The sequence below is a fragment of the Chryseobacterium sp. Marseille-Q3244 genome (assembly GCF_940807095.1).
GTDB lineage: Bacteria > Bacteroidota > Bacteroidia > Flavobacteriales > Weeksellaceae > Chryseobacterium.
This window is the reverse complement of the sequence record NZ_CALNWX010000001.1, coordinates 646,060-669,399: the sequence shown is the minus strand read 5'-3', so window position 1 is coordinate 669,399 and position 23,340 is coordinate 646,060. Positions and strand designations below refer to the sequence as shown.

The window sequence follows — 23,340 nt, the reverse complement described above, 5'->3', positions numbered from 1 at the left end:
TATAAAATTAGCTAATAAGCTATACTTTTAAACTAAATATTTATGCAGGAGATAACCTGCGGGATTTCAAATAAAGTGCGGTACGGTTCAGATAGGGAAAAAGAATAATCAACAGTAAAACACCTGCAAAAAACATTGACGATTCAGAATCTCTAAAAAGCGAAATCATCAACCTCACCGACCCAAAGACTAATGAAATAAAACACACATTTTGGTTTCGTTCTATTGAATCAACCGGGCAAGTGATCTATTCCGGAGTGTATGGCATCAGCAATTTACCGTCAGGAAAAACTTGCGTAAAGGCTGTATTTCCTTTACCCAATGGGAATGCAACCGTGTTGATGACTCCTAGCATCGGAAAAAGTGGGGAACTGATTTTAGATTCTTCAGGAAAAAAATTTGGGGATGCAGGTTTCTATTTTTTACTTAAAGATTCTAAAGGTGAATATTGGTCACAATTTATACGTTCTTTCCGTGATCGTCTCATTATTGGTTCCGAAAATGATATTATATCAGCAGAACAAACTTTAACACTTTGGCATTTCAAGGTTCTTACATTTATTTATAAAATTGAATTAAAGAAATAGGTTTATTGATCCAGAATTCTTCACTAAAGAAAAGAGTAGGAATCGAATACTATAACACAATTAGAAAGTAATTTTGCGTAAATTTGCAATTCATTAATTTTTAAATATAAATTTTAAACAAATGTCAAGAATTCTTACCGGCATTCAAGCCACCGGAACACCCCATCTTGGAAATTTATTAGGGGCAATTATTCCTGCGATCGAACTTTCAAAGCAGGAGGGAAATGAATCATTTTTATTTATTGCGAATCTTCATACGCTGACTCAGATTAAAGATGCGCAAACTTTAAGACAAAATACCTACGAGATTGCTGCGGCTTGGCTTGCTTGTGGATTAGATACCGAAAAAACATTTTTCTACAGACAAAGTGATATCGCTGAAACCTGTGAACTATCTTGGCATTTATCATGTTTTTTCCCTTATCAAAGATTAACATTAGCGCATTCATTTAAGGATAAAGCTGACAGACTTCAGGATGTAAATGCTGGTCTCTTTACCTACCCTATTTTAATGGCTGCCGATATTTTACTATATGATGCAGAGATAGTTCCTGTTGGGAAAGATCAGCTTCAGCATTTGGAAATTGCAAGAGATGTAGCTTCAAGGTTTAATAACCAAATGGGCGAAGTTTTTGTACTGCCACAATCTGAACTTCAGGAAGACACTAAATATGTTCCTGGAACGGATGGCCGTAAAATGTCAAAATCCATGGGAAATATCATTAACATCTTCTTACCTGAAAAAGAACTGAAAAAGCAGGTAATGAGTATTGAATCTGATTCTAAGTCTTTAGAAGATCCTAAAGATCCTGAAACAGATAAAACATTCCAGATTTATGAACTAATCGCTACCCCTGAGCAAACTGAGGAATTAAGAGCAAAATATCTTGCAGGAAACTTCGGATACGGACACGCTAAAAAAGAGCTTTTAGATCTTATTTTGGTTCGTTTTGAAAAGGAGAGAGAAACGTTCAATTATTATATGAACAATCTTGATGAGCTGGAAGCGAAACTTCAGCAAGGAGCTGAAAAGACAAAGCCTATCGCTATGGAAACTCTTAAAAGAGTAAGAACAAGCTTAGGATTTTAATCCTGAGTTTTAAACATACAAAGCCCTTCAATTGAAGGGCTTTTTTATTTCACATTACTTTTTATTTTTCATAAGAATAAAGTAGTGCATAGTATCTTCAAATTCGTAAGAAATGTCCCAACCTGGATACTGTTTAATGATTGTCTTGATAATGGATAGTCCTAAACCTGTAGAGGTATGGTCTGAACCCTGTTTATAAAAGCGGTTAAAAATTCTGGTTTTATCCAGCGATTCCTGCATTCCGCTATTTTGAAAGATAATTCTGTTGTTCTCAATAAAAATATTTAAAGTTCCCTCTTCATTATTATATTTAACAGCATTTTTAAGAAGGTTAGACAGGAGAATATCTGCAAGATCCTGATTAAAATCGGCTTTAAATACACCTTTTTCAATAATATTAACCTTTACATTTTTAAAGGCAATAAAATCTTCATAATTCTGCACAAGCTTATTAACCATAGCATTAAAATCAACGTCTGATATTGCATTGAACTGGCTGTTCTCAATTTTGGAAAGCATTAACAGAGATTTATTCAATCCTACCATTCTTCTCAGATCATTTTTAACTTCAGTGAGAAAGGTCAGGTTCTTTTTATCCAGATTTTCATTCTGAATCAAAAGGTCTATTTTATTAATAACAATCGCAAGCGGCGTTTGAAGCTCATGAGAAGCGTTTTCAATAAACTGTTTCTGCTGATAGAAAACAAGCTCATTACGCTCGATCATCTCATTGATTTCCACATTCAGCTCTTCAAATTCTTTGATTGAATAATTCTGCTCTTCCTGAGAAAAAGGAATTCCAAACTGATATTTTTTCAGTTTATCCAGAATCAAATAGAAAGGACGCATTGCTTTATTCAACAGATAACCATTAACTGCAACAATACTTATCACCAAAAAAATATAGAGAACAATTAAAGCCGTTGTAAGATCATAAATCAGTTCATCTTCTTCAACGGTTGAAGTTCTGATGACAAGCCTTTGATGATTTTTATACTGATCGATAAAATCCGCTTCCAATACCCGGTAAGGCTGGTCTTTATCATCATACTCCATATAATACATCTTATTATAAAGCCTGCTTTTATTCTTATATTCCCCTGCAGTAATCGGCATGATCTTAAATTCATTGAATCCAAAATCATTATTTTTCAACAACTGTGGATTAAGATATACAGCCTTGATAATCTGTATTTTTCTATCCTTAAGTCCATCATCTACATTATCATGTACCTCATCCAGAATATAGGCATAGAATAATCCGGCCCAAACGGCAATAATTACCAGCAGGATCATAATAAGGTACTTTATCGTATAATATTTTAAGGAAACCTTCATCAGACGAATTTATATCCTATCCCGTATACAGCTTGAAAATCGGCTTCAGCATTGAGCGTTTTCAGTTTTTTACGGAGATTTTTAATTTGTGAATAAATAAAATCAAGGCTGTCTGCCTGATCGATATAATCTCCCCAGATCGCTTCTGCAAGAGTGGTTTTCTGCAAAGTTTTTTCAGGATGAATGACAAAGTAATACAAAAGGTCATATTCTTTTCGGTTAAGTATCAACTCTTCATTTCCTATCTTAACATCTCTGTTTTCCGGATCAATACTGATATTTTTATATCTAATGACATTCTCACCATCCTGATTTTTTCTCCTTATTACAGACCTGATTCTCGCCATCAGCTCTGCAAGATGAAAAGGTTTTGCCAGATAATCATCGGCACCTATTTCCAGTCCTGTCACTTTATCATCCACAGAATCCTTGGCAGAAAGAATGATCACCGGGTCTTTTTTGTGCATTTTTTTGATTTCCCGTAACAAATCTATTCCATTTCCATCCGGCAGCATAATATCCAGAAGGATACAGTCATATTCATAGGAAATAATCTTTTCCAACCCGGAACTGTAATTCTCAGCCTGTTCTACAATGAAATGTTCTGCTTCCAGAAACTTCTGTACAGTATCCCTTAAGTCCGGTTCATCTTCTACTATTAAAATCTTCATAGGTTCTGCTGCTTGGATAGCTTATATCAAATATATAAAATTACAAAATAATAAGAGGAAAGTATAGGAACTGAGGATGAAACAATTAATATCCAAACATCGTCAGAATAAGAACCATTTGATAAATGATACAAAGCAGATCAATGATATATACATACCCTCTGTTCCCTTCTTTCCAACTTTCTTTCATAAATCATTAACTCATTTTCACATAACGTCCATCTTCATCGAAAATAAGGCATAAGCCATTCATCAGGTGAATTTTATAAGCATTATATTTTTTCTCAATAGAATCTATAACACTGCACGGATGGTGCTTGGTCATAAAAGACACAATACTCTTTCTAATCTTAGCGGAAGACGCTTTTCTTCCTTCACTGTTTATGATGCTCCAGTTTACCATAATCTTAAAATTTTATTGTTACTTTTAAATAATTTTAGTCATCAATTTTTTTAAAATTCCCATTTCTATCAAATTCAAGCTCCAATCCGTTGGAAAGTTCCGCTTTATAAGACCATCTCTTCTTTTCTATCTTAACGATGTAAGTGTTTGGGAAATTTCTGCTGCTGTAGTTTTTAATGGAGGCAGGAATAAAACCGTAAGGTATTTTTTGATGTTTACCATCTATTTCCTTCCAGTTTCCTTTACTATCAAATTCTGCCTTCATTCCGTTATTCAGATACACTTTATATTCGTCAATCCCATAGATTTCTCTGTCTTCAATAGCAGATGAAACTGGAATTCCTTTAAAATGACCCGCAAGAAAAGTTTTGATAGTCTTAGGTAATTGATTAGGGTTAATTGCTCTGTCTTGTGCTGAAATCAAACCTCCTATCAATAAGAAGATTAAAATAAATATCCCTGTGATTTTCTTTACATTTTTCATAAGATTTAATTTTTCTGTCATTATTATGGAGCAAAGTTCCAAATCAATTTGGGAAAGAATTGGGAAAAACTTAATGTGTATAAAATAAGAGGGTAAATTGAGTATGTGAAAGAAATGAGAATAATATATTTCACACTTCTATCATTTTACACCATTGTTGTCATTCTGACGTAAGGAAGAATCTCACTTTATAATATTCAATAGATTCTTCACCCCACTTCTGAACTACAGTTTGATTCAGAATGACAAACCGAAAACTATATTTTTATTATCAGTATATTTTAAACAGAAAAGCCATTAAGATGAACTTAATGGCTTTCATTTCAGACTGAATCGTCTTAAAATTTTATAAGTATTCCTTAATCTGTTGAAGATGGGTAATAGCCTTTAATCCGGCTTCTTTTTTATCTTCTTTATACACATCAAAGAAGATCGCTTCCATTCCGAAATCTCTTCCTCCCAATGCATCAGCAATCCAGTCATCACCAATCATGATACTCTCTTCCTTCTTAGCTTCAGAAAGCCCAAGGGAATATTCAAAAATCTTTGGATTCGGTTTCCTTACTCCCACCGCATCTGCACTGGTAATGGTTTCAAAATAAGGCGCAATTCCGGAAAGGGTACATTTTCTTTCTGTTACCTCCTGAAAGCCGTTAGAAATAATATGGAGTTTATAATTCTTAGACTTCAGATATTCAAGGACATCTTCTGCCCCTTCTACCAGTTCATTATGACTTACAATATTATCCAGGAAGTTTTCCTCAAAATAAAGGGAAAGCTCCTTATTGTCTACTCCAAAATGCATGAAGGAGTCATAAAAACGGTGTTCTCTCAAATACTCTTTGCCTATAATTCCATCTCTGATTTTCTCCCATAATTCTTCATTGATATCATGGTAAACAGCATGAAACTCTTCAAAGTCGATATTATACTTCGAATTGATTTCCTGTTTTTCGAAAAGTTCTTTGATGGCCAGATAGGCATTTCTGCGATGATCCCAGAGCGTATTGTCCAGGTCAAAAAAAACGTGCTGCATTTTCATACAGCACAAAGTTAATAATTTTAATTTTTTGTAATAGGATAATTCTTGCTCTTGCTTTTCACAATTTCAATACTTTTAGAAAAATTGAGCAGAAAATCGATGGTTTGTTTTTTAGGTTTCAAAGTTTTCACTTTTAAGGAGTCATTTTTTTTCATAAGCGAAGTATGTTTTCCTTAAAACGTGAAATTTCATAGAATATTATCTATCTGGTTAATATTATGTTATTTTCTTCCATGATTTTTCTCAGGTTTATCAACGCATATCTTACTCTCCCTAATGTGGTATTAATACTCATATCGGTATGATCGGCAATTTCCTTAAAACTCAATCCGTCAAAAAACCTTAATTTAATTACTTCTTGTTGATTTAAGGGAAGAAATTGTAACATCCTCAGTAGGTCTTCCTGGATCTGATTGGTCACCAGCTGATCTTCAATATTTTCAGAAGGCTCTCTGATCAGGTCAAAAATAGAATATTCGTCCGACTCAAAAGTAGTCTCCGAAACTTTAATGTTTTTGGCTTTTGATCTGAAATGATCGATGATAAGGTTGTGAGAGATTCTTTTAGCCCAAAGGATAAATTTACCCTCTTCGTTGTAACGTCCTTCTTTTAGCATCACAATAATTTTCATGAATGTATCCTGAAAAATATCATTGGCTAAATCTTCATCATTTATTTTGTAAAAAATGAATGTAAACAGTTCTCTCTGATGACGATGAATAAGGGTTGATAATGCGCCCTCGTCACCTTTCTGGTAAAGCGAAATTAGTAAACTATCCGATTTTGATTTCATAACTCTTCTCAATATAATATTTGCAGCCCAGCTATCGCCCAGATACATTATCTGGTTTTTGCTGTATATACAAAACAGTTCTTCAGAGTAGAGTCTCTTCGATAGGCGGTACAATTATATTATGGCGTAAATATAATAATTTTTTAATAACTGTTAAGCAATTATTAAATTTTCACTATAAAAATTTAAAAAAAATCATTTAAACATATCATGAATGAATACAGTAGGGATATTTAATGTAAAATTAATATTTAACCCTTTCATTTCTTTTCCATTTAATCTGGCATCTCCAATAGGAAAAGCATACCCTCCGGTAAGATCAAGCATACCAAATAAGGTAACCCCTATCTTGGGAGCAATATATTTGTTGGTTCCTTCCGCCCCCATTAAAAAGTAATAAGAGTGGTAGAAATCCACATTCTTTTCAAAATTAAGTAAAACGTCTGCCTGCAATTTCGGCATAATGGCAAACTTTGAATCTGCTACTCCCATTAAAGCAGAGCCGCCCAATCTGTAAATTACATCATCATTTTTAAGAAAAAGCAACTTCCCACCTACTTCTCCAAAGCTTTGATTCTGGTAGGTATATCCTACACTGATCATTTTATGCATGGTATATTGTGCTTTCACCAATGTACTTAGCAAAAACAGGGATAGAATGGCAACTGCAGTTCGAAAATTCATCATCTTTCAATTTATTAAGCTGTAAAATTAAAAAAAACTGCCTTATCAGAAGATAAAGCAGTTCATAATATTTAGTCTGGAGAAAAAATTAAATTCCGAAAGCGGCTTTAATTTCGTCAACTTTGTCTAGTTTTTCCCAAGTAAAGAACTCAAGCCCCTCCAACGTAAGCTCATTCTTATGACCTTTGTTGAATGTTTTGTCAGCTACATAATGCTCTTTACCCATATGTCCGTAAGAAGCCGTTTCCTGATAGATAGGGTTTCTTAATTTTAAGTTCTGCTCAATAGCGTAAGGTCTTAAATCGAAAATAGTAGACACTTTTTTAGCGATATCTCCATCGTGAAGATCAATTTTAGCCGTTCCATAAGTATTGATGTATAAACCACAAGGTTCAGCCACTCCAATCGCATAAGAAACCTGCACCAAAACTTCATCAGCAACACCAGCTGCTACAAGGTTTTTAGCAATATGTCTCGTTGCATACGCAGCACTTCTGTCTACTTTTGAAGGATCTTTTCCAGAGAAAGCACCTCCACCGTGAGCTCCTTTACCACCGTAAGTATCTACAATAATTTTTCTCCCTGTAAGACCTGTATCTCCGTGAGGACCACCGATTACAAATTTACCTGTAGGGTTGATGTGATATTTGATCTGATCGTTGAATAGAGCTTTGATTTCCTCAGTCTGCTGAGCAACCACTCTAGGAACAAGGATGTTCTTGATATCTTCACGGATTTTGTTCAGCATTTCTTCTTCTGTTCCGAAGTCATCGTGCTGAGTAGAAACTACGATAGAATCAATTCTGATTGGTTTATGATCGTCAGAGTACTCAATGGTTACCTGGCTTTTTGCATCAGGACGTAAGTAAGCAATCTCTTTATTTTCTCTTCTGATCGCAGAAAGTTCTTTAAGGATTGTGTGTGCTAAATCCAAAGCAAGAGGCATATAATTTGCCGTCTCGTTTGTAGCGTACCCAAACATCATTCCCTGATCACCAGCACCCTGAGCATTTGCCTTAGCTTCGAATGACTCATCATTTACGGCTCTGTCAACCCCTTGGTTGATATCCGGAGACTGCTCATGGATCGCAGAGATTACTCCACAAGAATCACCATTGAACATGTATTCACCTTTTGTATACCCAATTCCGTTGATTACTTCTCTGGCAATGGTCTGTACATCAAGGTAAGCATCAGATTTTACTTCTCCTGCCAGTACTACCTGTCCTGTTGTTACAAGAGTTTCACATGCTACTTTTGAACTTTTATCGTATGCTAAGAAATGATCGATTAATGCATCTGAGATTTGGTCGGCGATTTTATCCGGATGTCCTTCTGAAACTGATTCAGATGTAAATAAATAAGACATATTATTCTTTGTTTTTTAGATTAAAAAATAGTGATGAAGAAAAATAAGAATAAAATTGCCCAGAAAAAAGAATACTGTTTTAGCATATTTTTATAGAGGTTGCAATCAGGTCAAATTTTTCCTCGTTAATAAACGTCAGCAAATTTAAGCACTATTTTCGTAATACTCAAAATTTTTGTTTATTAATTATAATTTTCTTTAAATTAATGATTTATATCATTGTAAAGCCTCTTGATTACTGAGGCTTGATGCTTACAAATTCTTTCGGACTTTCGTGGTAATTCAACTTAAGCTCCAAAGAATTTTTGATAGAGTGCGCCAATTCATCAATGATCTTTTGCTTAAAGGTTGGCTTATAGTAAATAATACTGATTTCTCTGTAAGGGAAAGGCTTCTTGAATCTGAAAACATTCTTTTTCTGCTCTTCAGAAAGTTGACTTAACGCCAATTCCGGAAGAATACTGATCCCTCCTACTTTGTCTACCATATGTACCAAAGTCTGAATATTGGAAGCTAAGAAATCTAAATTTTTAGGCTTCAGGGTATTTTCTTTCAGATGGCAGATATTTTCGAACTGATTTCTCAAACAGTTTCCTTCTTCAAGCAACCAAACTTTTTCTACATTCAATTCTTCAGGAATAATGTAAGAGTTCTTTTTATTTGCTTCCGTATTGGAACTGTAGATCATTAACTCTTCATTGAATAAGAAATCCTGGTAAAACTCATCAGCGGTATCGTATGGCGTAGAAATAATTCCAGCATCCAATTCTCCTGCTTTCAAAGCTTTAATAATATTATCCGTTGTCATTTCCTTTACATTCATCTGGATCTTCGGATTCGTCTCTAGGAATTTGAAAATCTCAGTAGGCAAAATAAACGAAGAAACAGTTGGAATAATTCCAAGGTTAATGGTTCCACCTAAAATGTTATTCAACAGGTTGGCTTTGTTTTTTAGCTCATTGACAGATTCTATAATCACCTTCGCCTGATCGATGATCTGAAGACCTACATCTGTAGTACGGATCGGGTGTGTAGTTCTGTCGAAAACCTTCACATCCAATTCATCCTCAAATTTCTGTATCATGGCACTTAAGGTAGGCTGGGTAATGAAGCACGCCTGAGCCGCTTTTCCAAAATGTTTATACTTATCCACAGCGATAAGATACTCCAATTGTTGAATGTTCATTTGATTAATATTATCTATTACAAAGATATAACGTTTTTGTTATTAGCAATTAAAAATTCAAGTAAATTTGATAATTAGTACCTTTACACTTCGATTTAGAAAATACGAGAATAATTATTCAAATCATCAATATATGGATTCTAAAAAATTAACGTTAAGCAACGGCGCACCTTATTTTGAGCATCAGGATTCCCAGACGGTAGGACCAAGAGGCCCGGTATTGCTGCAAGACTTTGTCCTTCAGGAAAATCTTGCACATTTCGTTAGGGAAAGAATTCCTGAAAGAATTGTACACGCCAAAGGAAGCGGAGCGTATGGAACTTTTACCGTAACGCATGACATCAGCCAGTATACTAAGGCTAAATTATTTTCAAAAGTAGGAAACTCCTGCAGAATGTTTGCCCGTTTTTCTACCGTTGGTGGTGAAAAAGGAAGCGCAGATACAGCAAGAGACCCAAGAGGATTCGCACTGAAGTTTTATACGGAAGATGGAAACTGGGATCTGGTAGGAAATAACACACCGGTATTCTTTATTAAGGATGCCAAAAAATTCCCGGATTTTATTCATACCCAAAAAAGGGTTCCAAAAACCAATTTAAAAAGCGCCACAATGATGTGGGATTTCTGGAGTTTAAACCCGGAATCACTTCATCAGGTTCTTATACTTATGTCAGACAGAGGAACTCCTTATGGCTACAGACATATGCATGGCTTCGGATCTCATACTTTCTCCATGATTAATGATAAAAATGAAAGAGTATGGGTAAAATTCCACTTCAAAACAAAACAAGGGGTGAAAAACTTCACCGATGGGGATGCAGTGAAAATGGCAGGAGAAAACCCGGACTTTGCGCAGGAAGATCTTTGCAATGCTATCGAAAATGGAGATTTTCCGAAATGGACCATGTACATCCAGGTCATGACTGAGGAACAGGCAAAAGATTTCAGATGGAATCCTTTTGATGTCACAAAGGTTTGGTTCCATGATGACTTCCCTTTGATTGAAGTAGGAGAAATGGAATTGAATGAAGTTCCTGTCAACTATTTTGCTCATGTTGAACAATCTACATTCTCACCAAGCAGTCTGATCAACGGAATTAGTTTTTCTCCGGACAAAATGCTTCAGGGAAGATTATTCTCTTACCCAGACGCCCACCGATACAGAGTAGGTGTAAACGCTCACCAATTAGAAGTAAACAGATGTCCTTTTGCTGTCAATAATTATCAGAGAGATGGTTATATGGCAGATTCCAGCCAGTATCAGGATAAACCGAATTATTATCCCAATAGTTTTGATGACATCAACCCCGATGTTTCTTACAAAAACTATGAATATGAATTAGATAGCGCTCATGTTGCCAACTACAACAGAAATGATAACGACAGCGATCATTATACGCAACCGGGGCTTCTTTATTCTAAAGCAATGAATGCAGAAGACAGGAATAATCTGATCCAAAATATCGTAGGCAGCATGAAGGGAATCAGTGGACCTAAAAGAGAGGAAATTATCAACAGACAATTATGTCACTTTTTCCGCGCCAACATTGAGCTTGGCATGAAAGTAGCTTCACAACTAAATATCAATATCGATGCAAATATGATGAATCACTCGAAATAATCATATTGAACAATAAATTAAAAAAAAGGAAAAAAAAATAATATTTTTTCCTTTTTTTTGTAAAAAATTCATAATTTGCAAGGGATGATATTTTAAAGTGGAAAAATGAGTTACGAAAATATATTATTAAAAAAGGAAGATAAATTATCTATCATTACCATAAACAGACCTGAGAGTTTAAATGCATTAAATGCAAAGACTATTCAGGAGATCAGTACCGCATTGGATGAGCTTAATTCTGATACTTCCTGCAGGGTAATTATCCTTACAGGTAGCGGAGAAAAATCATTTGTAGCTGGAGCTGATATCAAGGAGTTCAGTGACTTCGGACAGGAAAAAGCTGAGGAACTTGCAAGAAACGGACAAAATACATTGTTCAACAAAATTGAAAACCTATCCAAACCTGTCATTGCTGCCGTCAACGGTTTTGCATTAGGAGGAGGTTTAGAGCTTGCCATGGCATGCCACATCAGATATGCATCGGAAAACGCCCGATTAGGACTTCCTGAAGTAACACTGGGATTAATTCCAGGATACGGAGGAACCCAAAGGCTTCCCAAACTTGTCGGAAAAGGTATTGCCAACGAAATGATCTTCTCTGCCAAAATGGTCCCTGCTCAAAAAGCAAAAGAGATTGGATTGGTCAATGAAGTATACCCTATTGAAGAATTATTAACCAAAACGAAAGAATTAGCGAGTACTATTGCCCATAATTCACCAATGGCAATATCGAAGGCGATCAACGCCGTAAATTTATCGGATACGGAGAAAGGTTTTGAAACTGAAATTAAATATTTTGGAGAACTTTTCGAAATGGAAGATAAGAAAGAAGGAGTAGCTGCTTTCCTAGAGAAAAGAAAGCCGAGCTTCTAATCTTTCTAAAAGATTTTAATCCAAATTATTTCGAAAACTAATGCTGCGGTATGAATAAGTTTGATAAAGCTTATCTAAAAATGGCCCAGGAATGGGCGCAACTCTCCTACTGTAAGAGAAAACAAGTAGGGGCTCTTATCGTAAAAGATAGGATGATTATTTCAGATGGTTACAACGGAACTCCTATGGGGTTCGAAAACTGCTGTGAAGATGGAGAGGGAAAAACGCACTGGTATGTATTGCATGCTGAAGCCAACGCAATTTTAAAGCTGGCAGCTTCAACACAATCTGCAAAAGGAGCAACGTTATATTTAACATTGTCACCCTGCAAGGAATGCAGTAAGCTGATCCTGCAGGCAGGTATTACAAGACTGGTGTATATTAATGAGTATTCGGACGACGATGGAATATCGTTCCTGAGAGGCCATAATATTGAAATAGAACAAATATCGGAATGTGAACTAAAAAAATAAGCACAAATGACTTGGGATGAAAAGATCAAAGATTTTGAAATATTTCTTCGTTTCGAAAGAAATTTTTCAGACAACACGCTCGACGCCTATGTTCGGGACATTAAGAAACTAAAAGATTACGCAGAAGAAGATCTGGCAAACATCGGTCCAGATTCTATCGGATACGAAAACCTGCAGGAATACATTTTCAATCTTTCCAAACAGAAATTCAGTGAGAGATCACAGGCAAGATGGATATCTTCCATCAAAGCCTTCTTTAAATTTCTACTGGAAGATGAATATCGTGAAGACAACCCTGCAGCGTTACTTGAAGGCCCTAAACTGGGACTATACCTGCCGGATACGTTAAGCCTGCCGGATATTAATAAAATCATTGCTGCCATTGAGGTCAATACAGATCTCGGAAAAAGAAACCAGTGTATTATAGAGGTACTGTATGGTTGCGGACTCCGTGTATCTGAACTTATTGATCTGAAAATCTCCAATATCAACTTCAAGGAGCAATATATTAAGGTACACGGAAAGGGAAATAAAACCCGCTTTGTGCCTTTAGCAGATTACACTGCTGAGCTTCTGGAAAGTTATATTAAGGAGGTACGCTCTAAAGGAAAGATCAATAAGAAATATGAAGATACTCTGTTTTTGAACAGCCGTGGAACTTCCATGTCAAGAGTGATCGTATTTCTTATTATTAAAGAACTCACTGATAAAGCAGGCGTTAATAAGAAGATTTCTCCGCATACCTTCAGGCATTCTTTTGCGACTCATTTATTACAGAATGGAGCGGATCTCCGTTATATCCAGGAAATGTTGGGTCACTCCAGCATTACCACGACAGAGATCTATACTCATCTGAAGACAGAAGAGTTAAGGGATGTGATCTTAAGTTATCACCCGAGAAATATGAATATTACTCAGTGAAGCTAAAGGTTTATCTGACCTTTGAAAAATAATTATAGACAGATGAAAGTATTGAAATATTGCCCAAGCTGTGGCAAAGAGACCTTACATTGGGATGATGAAAAGAAATGGAGCTGCCCCGAATGTGGTTTTACCCTGTACAACAACGTAGCAGGCGCTGTAGCGGTTGTTATAAGATGTGGCGATGAAGTTTACCTTACCAGACGAAACAGAGATCCTAAAAAAGGAAAACTGGATCTTGCCGGAGGTTTTGTTGACCCTAAAGAAAGTGCAGAGGAAACCTGTAAAAGAGAACTTTTTGAAGAGCTTCAGCTTGATATTGATATTTCTAACCTGAAATACCTTACCAGTCTTCCGAATATCTATCAGTATAAAGAAATTGATTATAATACCATTGATCTCTTTTATGAATATACTATTTCGGAGAAATTTGAGGTAAATCTTGAGCTTTCAGAGATCTCGGAAGCGGTATGGATTCCTTTACAGGAACTTGACCTTAATGAGATTGCTTTTGATTCTCAAAAGAGATTTTTTGAAAGTTATCTGAATAAATAATTTTTGTAATATATGCTCCCGCAGATTTTGCAAATGAGGCAGATTACCGGATTCTATCCACCTGCTAAGTTTGTAAAATCTGCGGGAGTTTTTTTATAACTAAAAACAATTTTCCCACAGATTTCACGAATTACACAGATGCATTTTGCATAAACTCTGTGATGATCTGTGGAATCTGTGGGAATTATATTTTTAATTAATAGGTTTTCGATTTCAGCATTTCATCAAAATACTGAATAAGCAAAGTTCTTTCTGCTTCTGATAAATTAGCTTCTTTATGGTAGACAATATATCCTGGAAACGGCATTGTCTTGTGTTTAAGAGCTTCCATAGACCTGTCGAGCATATTCTCTTTTAATTCCTTATTGTAGGTTCCCCAAACAGAAAAATTAAGATGCTGACGTCCATCATTCACATGACTTTTCACAGACCATGAAATAGGTGCTATATAAGCATACTTTGGATAAACCGTCTCGTTTGAATGACAGTCATAACAAGCATTTTTAAGAAGCGTACGCACTTTTTCCGGACTGTTCTTCATCTGAACAAAATTCACTTTAGAATCAACCGGTTGATTTACTGTATCAATTGGAAAAAACTGGATAAGAGCAAACGCCACCAGGGTCCAAAAAATTATTTTCTTTGCCGTCTTCATAAATCTATTTAACCGGAGTTATGACTGCATTTGCAGATTTTAACTCTTTTTTACTTTCCTGTATCACAGCTTTCTCTTTCTCTTCGGAAACCGGAGGAGTAACCGGTACGGTTGGAGCCGTTGTCCCTTTAGGATTATCCAGTGTCCTGGTATCTTTCAGGTCCCATTCTTCTCTTGTTTCCCATAAGGCTTTTATCAAAGCTTTTTTATAGAAAACATAGGCATCCTCTGCAAAAGTTTCACTGGCGAAATCAGCTTCCCCCCAATACTTATCATTATTATTATCCACCAATATTCTGACTACATATTCTTCTGGTTTCAGAATATCAAATTTCACTTTATCTCCTTTGGTATATTTCTGATACACCACTTTATCTGAGGAATCCAGTAACTGAATCCAATAGTTAGAAGCAGGAGCATTGGTAAGAGTGAATTCAAGGCTTCCGAATTGTTCTATTTTATCAACAGTAAAATCGAAACGCTTGGATTGAGTATTTTTTGTATAAAAAGAAGAAACGGTTTCTTTAGGAATGGTAAGCTGATAATCTTTTCCACTGATAAAATCGGAATTCACCTGAATCTGATAAGGATTAGTCTCTGAAATCTTAGCAGTAAACGGCAGAGTATTCAAAGAGTCTCCTTTAATAGCTAATTTCCACTTTGAAGGATCAATCTTTTCAATAAAGTAGTTGGATGAAATTTTAAAATCAGATTTTGGAGCTAATGAACCACCTCCATTATCACTGAAAACATCCATCGCATTTTTCTTATTATACTTATAGAATAGAGAAACTGAATAAACCGTATCTTTTTTCGGACCAATATTATGGCTGAATAATAGTTTTTCGTTCGCTTCCTGCCCTATATCATTCTTCACTGCATCAAACCAGATCCTAACGGAGTCTGATTTTGGTGTGTGGGTTACTTTTATATCTTTAAGCTTATCATTGAGTGACTGAACTTTTACTTCATCAGGATGGCCTTCAAACGTCATAAGAATTCCACCAGCAATCTCCTTCATATCCGAATACTTCAAAGGCTTTTTTGATGGATAAACACTTAAATTTAAACCTGAAATTGATTTTTCAACATCAATAGTTTCTTTTTTAAATCCTATTTTCTCTTTTCCCGGATCATATACAGAGTTTCCGTTTTCATCTTCAAAAGCAATGATCTTATATTTTCCCGGAGAAAGATAATTCAGCTCATAATATCCGTCATCATCAACCTTGGTGATATAATAGGGTTTTTGCTTATAGTTCATCGTATCTTTTACCTGATATAATCCCACGACCAGCTTATTTTCATTAGTCCCGGTTTTCTTTTTGATCTGCATGGCATCCTTTACTTCACCACTGATGTACAGATCATCCAACTTATCTCCTGTAGAGAAAGCAAAATTAAAATACCGGAGAATATTGGACTCATTATTATCCGCAATAGAATTTCCAAAGTTGAAATTATAGGTGGTGTTGGCCTGAAGGGTATCCGTCCACTGAATAAGAACAAATTTATTGGCGATATTCGATGGAAGAATGCGCTTGATATTCTTGATGGGTGGAGAAATAATAAGATTTTTATTGATGTCCTTTAGAGTCACGTATTCATCAAAATCCAGACGAAGTTCGTGGATATCTCTTTTGACGTTGATCCTCGTGGTATCAATGTTTGAACTTAAAAACTTTGGCGCTAAAGTATCTTTTGGGCCACCCACAGGCGATCCCACTCTTGCACATGAATGCACAAGAAAGCTGATAACGAATAATAAAAGAAACCTTTTCATGAAAATGTTTAAGCAAAAGTAAACATTATTCTCCAAAAACTTCGTGTCCGTTATTCAAAGTATCCTTATTGTCATTCATTACAGAATGAAGCTTATCCTTCTGTAAAGGGAAATCCTCAAATAATCCTGATAATGCAAGTGCTGTATAAACTTTACCCGAATATTTATTTCCAATGGCTACAATAGTAACTTTAGATTTTAAAAGGTGGGCAAATACGGAATTGGTTCCATGCCACCATCCATTATGATAGGTCAGCTTTTCACCGTTATCAAATATTTTCATTCTAAAACCAAGACCATAATTGTTCATTCCTGCTTTTTCATTGCTGTATGGCGCAAATACCATCTGCATAAGCTCAGGTTTCAGAAAGTCCTTCGAATACATTGCTTTTGAAAAATTAAGCAGGTCTCTCGGTGTGGTATAGACATTTTTGTCTCCATAGATCAGATCTAATCTATCCAGTGGATATAATTTGTTCCCACCATAGTAGAATGATTGTGAAGCCGTTGGGATATCTTTTTCCTGGAAAATATAAGAATGGGTCATTTTCAGCGGTGTGAATACCATTTCTTTCATCGCCTGTGGAAAAGGAGTTTGAGTTACTTTTTCAATCAGCAAAGCCAATAAGGCAAAGTTTGTATTACAATACATAAACCCAGTATCGGTATCTCTAGCCAGATCCGGTTTATATTTGATAATCATATTCAAAACATCCTGATTGGTAATAAACTGCTTGGAAAGCTCTGCCGGTGCAGGCTGTATTTTGGTAATAAAGTATTCGTATTTAGGCAATCCGCTTCTTTGGTCCAATAACGTCTGAACCGTTACATTTGGATAAGGAAATCCTGGAAAGAATTGGGTAAGATGATCGGTAAGTTTTATTTTTCCGGCTTCTATAAGCTTCATCATAGCCATGGCCGTTAATGTTTTTGAAACCGAAGCTACATGTAATGGTGTATTTTTATCAATAGGCATCTGGTTACCTTCTCTTCCGAAGCCTCTATAGTTTTCATATAAAATTTCGTCACCTTTTGCCACTAAGATTCCCCCGCTAAGATCCCCGCCTTCCCATACTTTTTTATAGTACTGATCTATATAACCTGTGAGTGATTCCTTATTGGAAAGCTGTCCATCTGCTTTTGTAAACACATTTCCCAGATCTACATTCCCATAGTTCGGAAGATTGGTGGTATTTTCAGCTGAAACCTCTTTGGATTCAGATTTATTTTTACAGGATAAAAGGGATAAAGCAACCGTTACAGCAAGTACTAAATTACGCATCTTCATAAGATTCAAAAATGAGCGGCAATTTAGTAAAAGTCGAAAGTAAATGATAAATATGAAGGTGACATTATGAATAATTTAACATAATGAACATCAAGTATAAAAAACAAAAAGGAATAAATTAATATTTTATTCTACAGGTTTAATGGCGGTCCTGCCTGTCCTATCACTCTTCCCCCAAAAGTGATAAGATTATAAAGATTCAAAATTGCAATGTGCAAATCATCCTGATTACAAATATATTCATCAATCGTTCCGTATACGGTATAATCTGAGATATTAAATCCCTCTTCAATATCATTGTAGTAAATCACTTTTCTTCCGATTAATCCTACAACCCAAAATCCACCTCCTTCTTTTCCATATTCTTCTTCAGTCCATTTTTCGGGATCTATTTTAATTAAATCCCAGAAATTCAGAAGATCACCATGCAAATCATTTTCTGTGGAATGAATCATATCAAATATTTCTTCAACTGTTATAGGAGTCCAGATCATCACTTTATGATTAATTTATTGGTCTAAAAGTAAGGAATAACAATGTAAGAGAATGTATCTAGCAATAAGAATTTACAATCTTATCTACAATAAACTGAGCTAATTTTTCTTTACTCTGATGCGTCCAGCCAGCAATATGTGGAGTAACTATTGCTTTTTCTGATCCCAGCAGATATTGTAAATCTTCATTTTCAATTTCAAGGTGCTCAAAAGAGGACTTTTCATATTCCAATACATCTAAACAGGCTCCTTTTACTTTACCCGACCTCAACGCTTCTACTAAACTTTTAGTTTGTACGTTTTTTCCTCTTGCCGTATTGACAAAATAGAAATCATTTTTCATCTCAGAAATAAATGTTTCATCAATAAGATAACGAGTTTCAGAAGTTAAGGGAATATGTAAGCTCAACACTTCGGCAGATTCCTTTAGCTCTTCTAAAGTGACTTGAGTAGCAAACTCATCTTCCAATCCCGGAAGAATATCATGGAAAATCACTTTACATCCAAAACCAGAAAGTCTTTTAGCCGTAGCCTTCCCCATATTTCCGTATCCGATTAAACCTACAGTCTTCCCAAGTAATTCATCACCTCTGTTTTCTTCACGTTTCCAAATCCCATTCTTCACTTCCTGAGAGGCGATGAAAAGCCTGTTCATAATGATCAACAACATTCCTACTACATGTTCTGCGACTGAATCTCTGTTTCCTTCCGGAGAATTAATTAATTGAATGCCTAATTTTTCAGCGACAGGAATATCAATATTTTCCATACCAGCACCTACCCTTGCAATAAACTTCAGATTTTGAGCCTGCTCAAGAAAATTTTTATCTAAAGGAATACGGCTTCTGATGATAATACCATCATAGTTTTTGATCTTATTACAAACCTCATCATAAGGAGAAGTAAAGTCTTCTTCCAATATAAAGCCTTTAGCTAAAAGCTGTTCGGTGATGAGTGGGTGATTTTTATCTAAAAGGAGAATTTTCATAGTTTAAACACAAATGTCAAGAATTGATTTCACAAAATAACACCATCATCATTTCAGAGAAAGGTGTCTGTAATTGTATTAAATGGATATAAAAACAAAATGCTTTTAATTTGGATATTCCAGTATTAAAAGCATTTTAAAGTCTTATTTTTTATCTTTTTTTGAAGATTGTGGTTCTTCCGGCTCCTGGAATAATTTCTTAAGTTCCACAGATTCCAAAGGTTTCATTCTTCCGGAAAGAATTAATGAAAGTTCTTTTCTACGGAAAGCCGCTGCATATCTTTCTTTTTCATCTTCTGTTTCAGGAACCATATCCGGAATTGGAATAGGACGGTTGAATTCATCTACTGCAACGAAGGTATAAATTCCAGAATTGGTATGAATTTTTTTCTGATTAATCGGATCATCAGACCATACATCCACATATACCTCCATAGAAGTAGAGAATGCTCTGGAAACTTTAGATTCCAGCACAACAACTCCCCCTTCAGGAATCGGATGATTGAATGAAACGTGGTTTACAGATGCTGTTACTACTCTTCTTTCACAGTGTCTAGCTGCAGAAATGGAAGCACATCTGTCCATTTTTGCTAAAAGTTCACCACCAAATAGGTTTCTTAGAGAGTTAGTTTCGTTCGGAAGAACGATATTGGTCATAATGGTCAGGGATTCTGACGCTGTTTTTATTTTTGCCATTTATTCTTAGTGTTTTTTGGAGCAGCCGGAACTTGTTTAGTAGTTTTTCCGGCAGGTTTTGCCAATGAATCTTTCTTCAGGGAATCTGAAACCGGAGGTTCAGGAGTATGAACCATTACTTTCACGGTATCTTTTACAATTCTATGGGTAGAAGTCTGTACAGAAACTTTGTTAAAGGATTTCTTTCCAAAGAGAAGTTCCTTTTGGGTAAATGCGAAGTATACAATACCTAGAATCGGAATTATCAACAGAAAGAACCAAAGAATGGTCTTCTTAAACTTATAATCCTTTTCGCGATTTTCTGAAGTATTTACTTTCTCTCCATTATTAATGTCGGAGAACCTGATCTCTTCTAATCCGAAAAAATCCGGACGTCCTGCTTCTACTCTTTTTCCTTTGAAATGAGTATGTCCTTCTTCAGTAAAGATGGTTCCCAGATTTTGAATGTCAAGAACCTGTTCTGCCTGAAGCTTTTTCTTCCAAAAATCAGTCTGTATCTTCAGATCACTTCTGGAAGCCTCTACAGACATTTGTTTTTCTTTAGCAATATAAACGGTAAGATCTTCAGCCTGTACTTCATAGTCAATTGTAAATTCAATCTGACTTGCAGGAGGCAGGATACTTCCGTTTTCTGAATTGATAATTGCCTTAGAATTTTTCAGAGAAAACACCCCAAAGCCTGGAACCGTGACAGTTCCAAATTGTTTTAAATATTCTAAAATGTATGCTGAAATATTCATTTGGCAGCAAATTTATAACTTTTTCATGACTTTTTGAAGATATTTAACGCATATAAAAAAAGACTGCCGAAGCAGCCTTTTGAGTATTTCATATTAAAATAGGTTCACTATTCATGATCTCTAATCTCTTTCAGGGTAAATTTACAATTCACTTATTTACATTCAGTTCTTTCAATCTATTGAATTTTCCAACTGATTCCAAACATGAAGTTTGTTCCTGCCTGTGCAAAGTAAAGTGGACCTCCATCTTCACTCACAGAACCATTATTCACATACTTTTTATTAAACAGGTTGTTTACCAATAGTTTTAATGCAATATCATTGTTCCCAATTTTAAACTGATACTGTGCATTAAAATCTGTCAGTAAATAATCTTTAAGCTCTAGATTTTTGTCTTCCGTATTATCCAGGTACTGCTTTCCAACATACTGGTTCATTAAGGCAAACTGGAAATTTTTATTTGGATTAAACTTTATGCCCAAATTAGCAATCATATTCGGAGAAAATGAAATTTGAGTATTTCCTAAACTTACAGGTGTTTTTCCAATTTCAATATTAAAATCCTGATTTCTGTTCTGGCTTAAGGTAAAGTTACCGGAAACCTCCCATTGTTTTGAAAGCTTTGCCAAAGCACCAATCTCCACACCACGTCTGTAACTCTTTCCTGAATTGCTACGGATAAATGCCCCCACACTGTTAAGTTGCCCATTCAAAACCAACTGATTCACATAATACATGTAATAAACATTCGCTGTCAGGGATAAAAATCCAAACTGCTTTTCCAAACCGGCTTCAAAATCATGAAGCTTTTCAGGCTTCACATCATTGTTAGCCATAATATCTGCTCTATTCGGTTCTCTATGAGCATGAGCATAAGACAAGAATATCTTTCCACCCTCTATTTTATAATTCACCCCCGCTTTAGGATTGAAGAACAGCCAGTTTTTATCCAGGTCAGCACCATCATCGTCTCCAGCCATGATGACCTTAGTATTATAGTTAATGCTTCTAAGCTGTAAATCTCCAAAGAACTCAAAATTATCCATTCTGTATAAGGCCTTGGCAAAACCAGAAACTTCATTCTTTACAGAACGATTTCTGTAATATTCACTTTCATGGATCTGTGGATAAAAAACTCCGGTAACGTTTCCGTAATGTCTTCCATAGTACTGATTGGCTACTGCTCCAAAGTTCAGGTCAAGATTTTCAAACTTCCCATAAAGCGTAGAAACAACTCCATAGAAATCATTATTTAACCATTTTTTTCGGATAAAATCTGATTTGGTAATCGTTACCCCATTCTCGATAATATTAGGCAGTTGATATTTAGAGAAAGAGCTTGCTTGCTTATAGTTTTCGTAATATCCCTTTCCTTTCGTGTAGTGGAAAGTTGTTTCAAGATTCCAACGGTCATTGAATTTCTGTTCCCAAAGTAACTGATAATGATTCTGTCTGTAGTTATCCGTTTCATTATCATAGAATCCGGTAATATTCCCATTAGCATCCACAATTTTACCCGAATTGTTGAATCTTGGATTGGTTTCCCACATTTCTCTGCTGATTCCGTTCCATGCCTGATATGTTTTTTCTTTCCCACCAAAAGCCATTAAACGCAATTTGGTTTTTCCTTCTTCAAATAAGGCAGTAAAGTTGTAAGAATGCAGATCAGAAGAAGCTCTGTCTATATATCCATCCGAATGAATATTGCTGTACCTTCCCATTACGGAAAGACGGTTCTTCCAGAATTTCCCGGAACCTACCTCAGCCGAATATTTATAGGTATTAAAAGAACCATAACTATCATCGGTTTTAAAATAAAATTTCTCTTCCGGCTCCCTTGAAATCACATTGATACTTGCTCCAAAAGCTGAAACTCCGTTATTGGAAGTTCCAACTCCTCTCTGAATTACAATCTGTGATGCCGAGCTCGTTAAATCCGGAACATTCACAAAAAAAGTCCCCTGACTTTCTGAGTCATTATAAGGAACTCCGTTCATCATCACGTTAATGGCTGTTCCGGAGACCCCACGAATTCTAAAACCAGTATATCCTACTCCGTTTCCGGCGTCCGAGGTCGAAATTATTGAAGTTTGATTTTTCAAAAGAATAGGGAGATCCTGTCCCAGATTTTTACCATCTAAATCTTTCTGAACGTTGATGATTTCCTTAGCAACAGGAAGTCTTTTGGTAAAGTTAACCGCTTCTATTTCCCTGATCTTCAGAGAATCTGTATTTTGAGCCTGCATAAAGGCTACAGAGCCTACACTAAGCCCTAAAAAAAATAATCCTTTCATTCTATAAATCTTTAACATTTAATGAATAAAAGGGGATCGATAAGATATTATACAAATTCAACCCTCAGTAGAGTTGATGTCCCTAAACAGCATTACCTGTTCCAGGTTCAGTGGGTATAATCTCAGCCTGCTAAAGCACCCCTTTATTTCAGCCGCGAAATTACGAAAAATATACGAGATGCAGGTTTTCGTGGTACAGGATTCGAGGTTTAAGGTTACAAATTATAGTAAAGGCGATTATCAGAAGGTTTATTGTATAAAAAAATTAGAGTTATAAATAATGAATCACTATTATTGATCAATAGTATTCAT

General features: G+C 35.5%; 24 protein-coding genes. 7 read left to right on the top strand and 17 right to left on the bottom strand.

From position 1 onward, the window contains the following. Window positions 1-242 precede the first annotated feature (242 nt). Window positions 243-587, top strand: coding sequence for a hypothetical protein (locus tag NBX25_RS03080; protein ID WP_250252785.1), 345 nt, complete (start codon window positions 243-245; stop codon window positions 585-587). A 121-nt stretch (window positions 588-708) separates the two neighbouring features. Beyond that, the gene (trpS, locus tag NBX25_RS03075; RefSeq protein ID WP_123909771.1) at window positions 709-1,677 is read left to right on the top strand and encodes a tryptophan--tRNA ligase; all 969 of its coding nucleotides are present in this window, start codon (window positions 709-711) and stop codon (window positions 1,675-1,677) included. 54 nt (window positions 1,678-1,731) lie between these two features. Here the strand turns inward: trpS and NBX25_RS03070 are convergent, their stop codons facing one another. The 9 genes from NBX25_RS03070 to NBX25_RS03030 form a co-directional block, all read right to left on the bottom strand. Continuing rightward, a complete protein-coding gene (locus NBX25_RS03070) occupies window positions 1,732-3,015 on the bottom strand; it encodes a sensor histidine kinase (RefSeq protein WP_250252781.1) in 1,284 nt (427 codons plus the stop codon). Beyond that, window positions 3,015-3,686 (bottom strand): response regulator transcription factor, encoded by a 672-nt coding sequence (locus NBX25_RS03065; RefSeq protein WP_250252780.1) that lies wholly within the window; start codon window positions 3,684-3,686, stop codon window positions 3,015-3,017. Before NBX25_RS03065 ends, NBX25_RS03070 begins: the two co-directional genes overlap by 1 nt. 196 nt (window positions 3,687-3,882) lie before the next feature. Then, window positions 3,883-4,089, bottom strand: coding sequence for a hypothetical protein (locus tag NBX25_RS03060; protein WP_250252779.1), 207 nt, complete (start codon window positions 4,087-4,089; stop codon window positions 3,883-3,885). Between the two features lie 34 nt (window positions 4,090-4,123). Then, entirely contained in the window at window positions 4,124-4,573 is a 450-nt protein-coding gene (locus NBX25_RS03055) for a PepSY-like domain-containing protein (protein WP_250252778.1), read from the bottom strand. Window positions 4,574-4,919: 346 nt separating this feature from the next. Beyond that, the gene (locus NBX25_RS03050; protein WP_123909766.1) at window positions 4,920-5,615 is read right to left on the bottom strand and encodes a YjjG family noncanonical pyrimidine nucleotidase; all 696 of its coding nucleotides are present in this window, start codon (window positions 5,613-5,615) and stop codon (window positions 4,920-4,922) included. Between the two features lie 202 nt (window positions 5,616-5,817). Further along, the gene (locus NBX25_RS03045; protein ID WP_123858146.1) at window positions 5,818-6,408 is read right to left on the bottom strand and encodes an RNA polymerase sigma factor; all 591 of its coding nucleotides are present in this window, start codon (window positions 6,406-6,408) and stop codon (window positions 5,818-5,820) included. A 195-nt stretch (window positions 6,409-6,603) separates the two neighbouring features. Continuing rightward, window positions 6,604-7,095, bottom strand: a complete 492-nt coding sequence (locus tag NBX25_RS03040; protein WP_123909765.1) for a hypothetical protein — start codon at window positions 7,093-7,095, stop codon at window positions 6,604-6,606. A gap of 85 nt (window positions 7,096-7,180) precedes the next feature. Beyond that, the gene (gene metK / locus NBX25_RS03035) at window positions 7,181-8,461 is read right to left on the bottom strand and encodes a methionine adenosyltransferase (protein WP_123909764.1); all 1,281 of its coding nucleotides are present in this window, start codon (window positions 8,459-8,461) and stop codon (window positions 7,181-7,183) included. A gap of 235 nt (window positions 8,462-8,696) precedes the next feature. Beyond that, window positions 8,697-9,647: a LysR substrate-binding domain-containing protein gene (locus tag NBX25_RS03030; RefSeq protein ID WP_123858149.1), complete on the bottom strand. Its 951-nt coding sequence runs from the start codon at window positions 9,645-9,647 to the stop codon at window positions 8,697-8,699. Window positions 9,648-9,780: 133 nt separating this feature from the next. Here NBX25_RS03030 and NBX25_RS03025 point away from each other — a divergent pair, with 133 nt between their 5' ends. The 5 genes from NBX25_RS03025 (at window position 9,781) to NBX25_RS03005 (ending at window position 14,090) form a co-directional block, all read left to right on the top strand. Then, window positions 9,781-11,268 (top strand): catalase, encoded by a 1,488-nt coding sequence (locus tag NBX25_RS03025; protein ID WP_123909763.1) that lies wholly within the window; start codon window positions 9,781-9,783, stop codon window positions 11,266-11,268. Window positions 11,269-11,373: 105 nt separating this feature from the next. Beyond that, window positions 11,374-12,141: an enoyl-CoA hydratase/isomerase family protein gene (locus tag NBX25_RS03020; RefSeq protein ID WP_123909762.1), complete on the top strand. Its 768-nt coding sequence runs from the start codon at window positions 11,374-11,376 to the stop codon at window positions 12,139-12,141. A gap of 50 nt (window positions 12,142-12,191) precedes the next feature. Continuing rightward, window positions 12,192-12,614, top strand: coding sequence for a deoxycytidylate deaminase (locus tag NBX25_RS03015; RefSeq protein WP_123858152.1), 423 nt, complete (start codon window positions 12,192-12,194; stop codon window positions 12,612-12,614). A 6-nt stretch (window positions 12,615-12,620) separates the two neighbouring features. Further along, window positions 12,621-13,535, top strand: coding sequence for a site-specific tyrosine recombinase XerD (gene xerD, locus NBX25_RS03010; protein WP_123909761.1), 915 nt, complete (start codon window positions 12,621-12,623; stop codon window positions 13,533-13,535). Window positions 13,536-13,577: 42 nt separating this feature from the next. Then, window positions 13,578-14,090, top strand: coding sequence for an NUDIX hydrolase (locus NBX25_RS03005; RefSeq protein ID WP_123909760.1), 513 nt, complete (start codon window positions 13,578-13,580; stop codon window positions 14,088-14,090). 196 nt (window positions 14,091-14,286) lie between these two features. Here the strand turns inward: NBX25_RS03005 and NBX25_RS03000 are convergent, their stop codons facing one another. The 8 genes from NBX25_RS03000 to NBX25_RS02965 form a co-directional block, all read right to left on the bottom strand. Further along, complete coding sequence (locus NBX25_RS03000; protein WP_123909759.1) at window positions 14,287-14,745, bottom strand: heme-binding domain-containing protein; 459 nt, start codon at window positions 14,743-14,745, stop codon at window positions 14,287-14,289. Between the two features lie 4 nt (window positions 14,746-14,749). Next, window positions 14,750-16,528 (bottom strand): Ig-like domain-containing domain, encoded by a 1,779-nt coding sequence (locus NBX25_RS02995; protein WP_123909758.1) that lies wholly within the window; start codon window positions 16,526-16,528, stop codon window positions 14,750-14,752. Window positions 16,529-16,553: 25 nt separating this feature from the next. Continuing rightward, the gene (locus tag NBX25_RS02990; RefSeq protein ID WP_250252776.1) at window positions 16,554-17,816 is read right to left on the bottom strand and encodes a serine hydrolase domain-containing protein; all 1,263 of its coding nucleotides are present in this window, start codon (window positions 17,814-17,816) and stop codon (window positions 16,554-16,556) included. 131 nt (window positions 17,817-17,947) lie between these two features. Then, window positions 17,948-18,271: a hypothetical protein gene (locus NBX25_RS02985; protein WP_250252775.1), complete on the bottom strand. Its 324-nt coding sequence runs from the start codon at window positions 18,269-18,271 to the stop codon at window positions 17,948-17,950. Between the two features lie 97 nt (window positions 18,272-18,368). Beyond that, complete coding sequence (locus NBX25_RS02980) at window positions 18,369-19,298, bottom strand: 2-hydroxyacid dehydrogenase (RefSeq protein ID WP_250252774.1); 930 nt, start codon at window positions 19,296-19,298, stop codon at window positions 18,369-18,371. Window positions 19,299-19,442: 144 nt separating this feature from the next. Next, entirely contained in the window at window positions 19,443-19,994 is a 552-nt protein-coding gene (locus tag NBX25_RS02975; RefSeq protein WP_115969889.1) for an acyl-CoA thioesterase, read from the bottom strand. After that, entirely contained in the window at window positions 19,982-20,734 is a 753-nt protein-coding gene (locus tag NBX25_RS02970) for an HU domain-containing protein (protein WP_250252773.1), read from the bottom strand. The genes NBX25_RS02975 and NBX25_RS02970 overlap by 13 nt, the downstream gene beginning before the upstream one ends. A 176-nt stretch (window positions 20,735-20,910) precedes the next feature. Beyond that, on the bottom strand, window positions 20,911-23,028 hold the full coding sequence (locus tag NBX25_RS02965) for a TonB-dependent receptor (RefSeq protein WP_250252772.1): 2,118 nt from the start codon (window positions 23,026-23,028) through the stop codon (window positions 20,911-20,913). Between the last annotated feature and the right edge of the window lie 312 nt (window positions 23,029-23,340).

Coding starts and splice junctions, on each gene's coding strand:
- trpS (WP_123909771.1), top strand. CDS start 709: ATGTCAAGAATTCTTACCGGCATTCAAGCCACCGGAACACCCCATCTT.
- NBX25_RS03070 (WP_250252781.1), bottom strand. CDS start 3,015: ATGAAGGTTTCCTTAAAATATTATACGATAAAGTACCTTATTATGATC.
- NBX25_RS03065 (WP_250252780.1), bottom strand. CDS start 3,686: ATGAAGATTTTAATAGTAGAAGATGAACCGGACTTAAGGGATACTGTA.
- NBX25_RS03060 (WP_250252779.1), bottom strand. CDS start 4,089: ATGGTAAACTGGAGCATCATAAACAGTGAAGGAAGAAAAGCGTCTTCC.
- NBX25_RS03055 (WP_250252778.1), bottom strand. CDS start 4,573: ATGAAAAATGTAAAGAAAATCACAGGGATATTTATTTTAATCTTCTTA.
- NBX25_RS03050 (WP_123909766.1), bottom strand. CDS start 5,615: ATGAAAATGCAGCACGTTTTTTTTGACCTGGACAATACGCTCTGGGAT.
- NBX25_RS03045 (WP_123858146.1), bottom strand. CDS start 6,408: ATGAAATCAAAATCGGATAGTTTACTAATTTCGCTTTACCAGAAAGGT.
- NBX25_RS03040 (WP_123909765.1), bottom strand. CDS start 7,095: ATGATGAATTTTCGAACTGCAGTTGCCATTCTATCCCTGTTTTTGCTA.
- metK (WP_123909764.1), bottom strand. CDS start 8,461: ATGTCTTATTTATTTACATCTGAATCAGTTTCAGAAGGACATCCGGAT.
- NBX25_RS03030 (WP_123858149.1), bottom strand. CDS start 9,647: ATGAACATTCAACAATTGGAGTATCTTATCGCTGTGGATAAGTATAAA.
- NBX25_RS03025 (WP_123909763.1), top strand. CDS start 9,781: ATGGATTCTAAAAAATTAACGTTAAGCAACGGCGCACCTTATTTTGAG.
- NBX25_RS03020 (WP_123909762.1), top strand. CDS start 11,374: ATGAGTTACGAAAATATATTATTAAAAAAGGAAGATAAATTATCTATC.
- NBX25_RS03015 (WP_123858152.1), top strand. CDS start 12,192: ATGAATAAGTTTGATAAAGCTTATCTAAAAATGGCCCAGGAATGGGCG.
- xerD (WP_123909761.1), top strand. CDS start 12,621: ATGACTTGGGATGAAAAGATCAAAGATTTTGAAATATTTCTTCGTTTC.
- NBX25_RS03005 (WP_123909760.1), top strand. CDS start 13,578: ATGAAAGTATTGAAATATTGCCCAAGCTGTGGCAAAGAGACCTTACAT.
- NBX25_RS03000 (WP_123909759.1), bottom strand. CDS start 14,745: ATGAAGACGGCAAAGAAAATAATTTTTTGGACCCTGGTGGCGTTTGCT.
- NBX25_RS02995 (WP_123909758.1), bottom strand. CDS start 16,528: ATGAAAAGGTTTCTTTTATTATTCGTTATCAGCTTTCTTGTGCATTCA.
- NBX25_RS02990 (WP_250252776.1), bottom strand. CDS start 17,816: ATGAAGATGCGTAATTTAGTACTTGCTGTAACGGTTGCTTTATCCCTT.
- NBX25_RS02985 (WP_250252775.1), bottom strand. CDS start 18,271: ATGATTCATTCCACAGAAAATGATTTGCATGGTGATCTTCTGAATTTC.
- NBX25_RS02980 (WP_250252774.1), bottom strand. CDS start 19,298: ATGAAAATTCTCCTTTTAGATAAAAATCACCCACTCATCACCGAACAG.
- NBX25_RS02975 (WP_115969889.1), bottom strand. CDS start 19,994: ATGGCAAAAATAAAAACAGCGTCAGAATCCCTGACCATTATGACCAAT.
- NBX25_RS02970 (WP_250252773.1), bottom strand. CDS start 20,734: ATGAATATTTCAGCATACATTTTAGAATATTTAAAACAATTTGGAACT.
- NBX25_RS02965 (WP_250252772.1), bottom strand. CDS start 23,028: ATGAAAGGATTATTTTTTTTAGGGCTTAGTGTAGGCTCTGTAGCCTTT.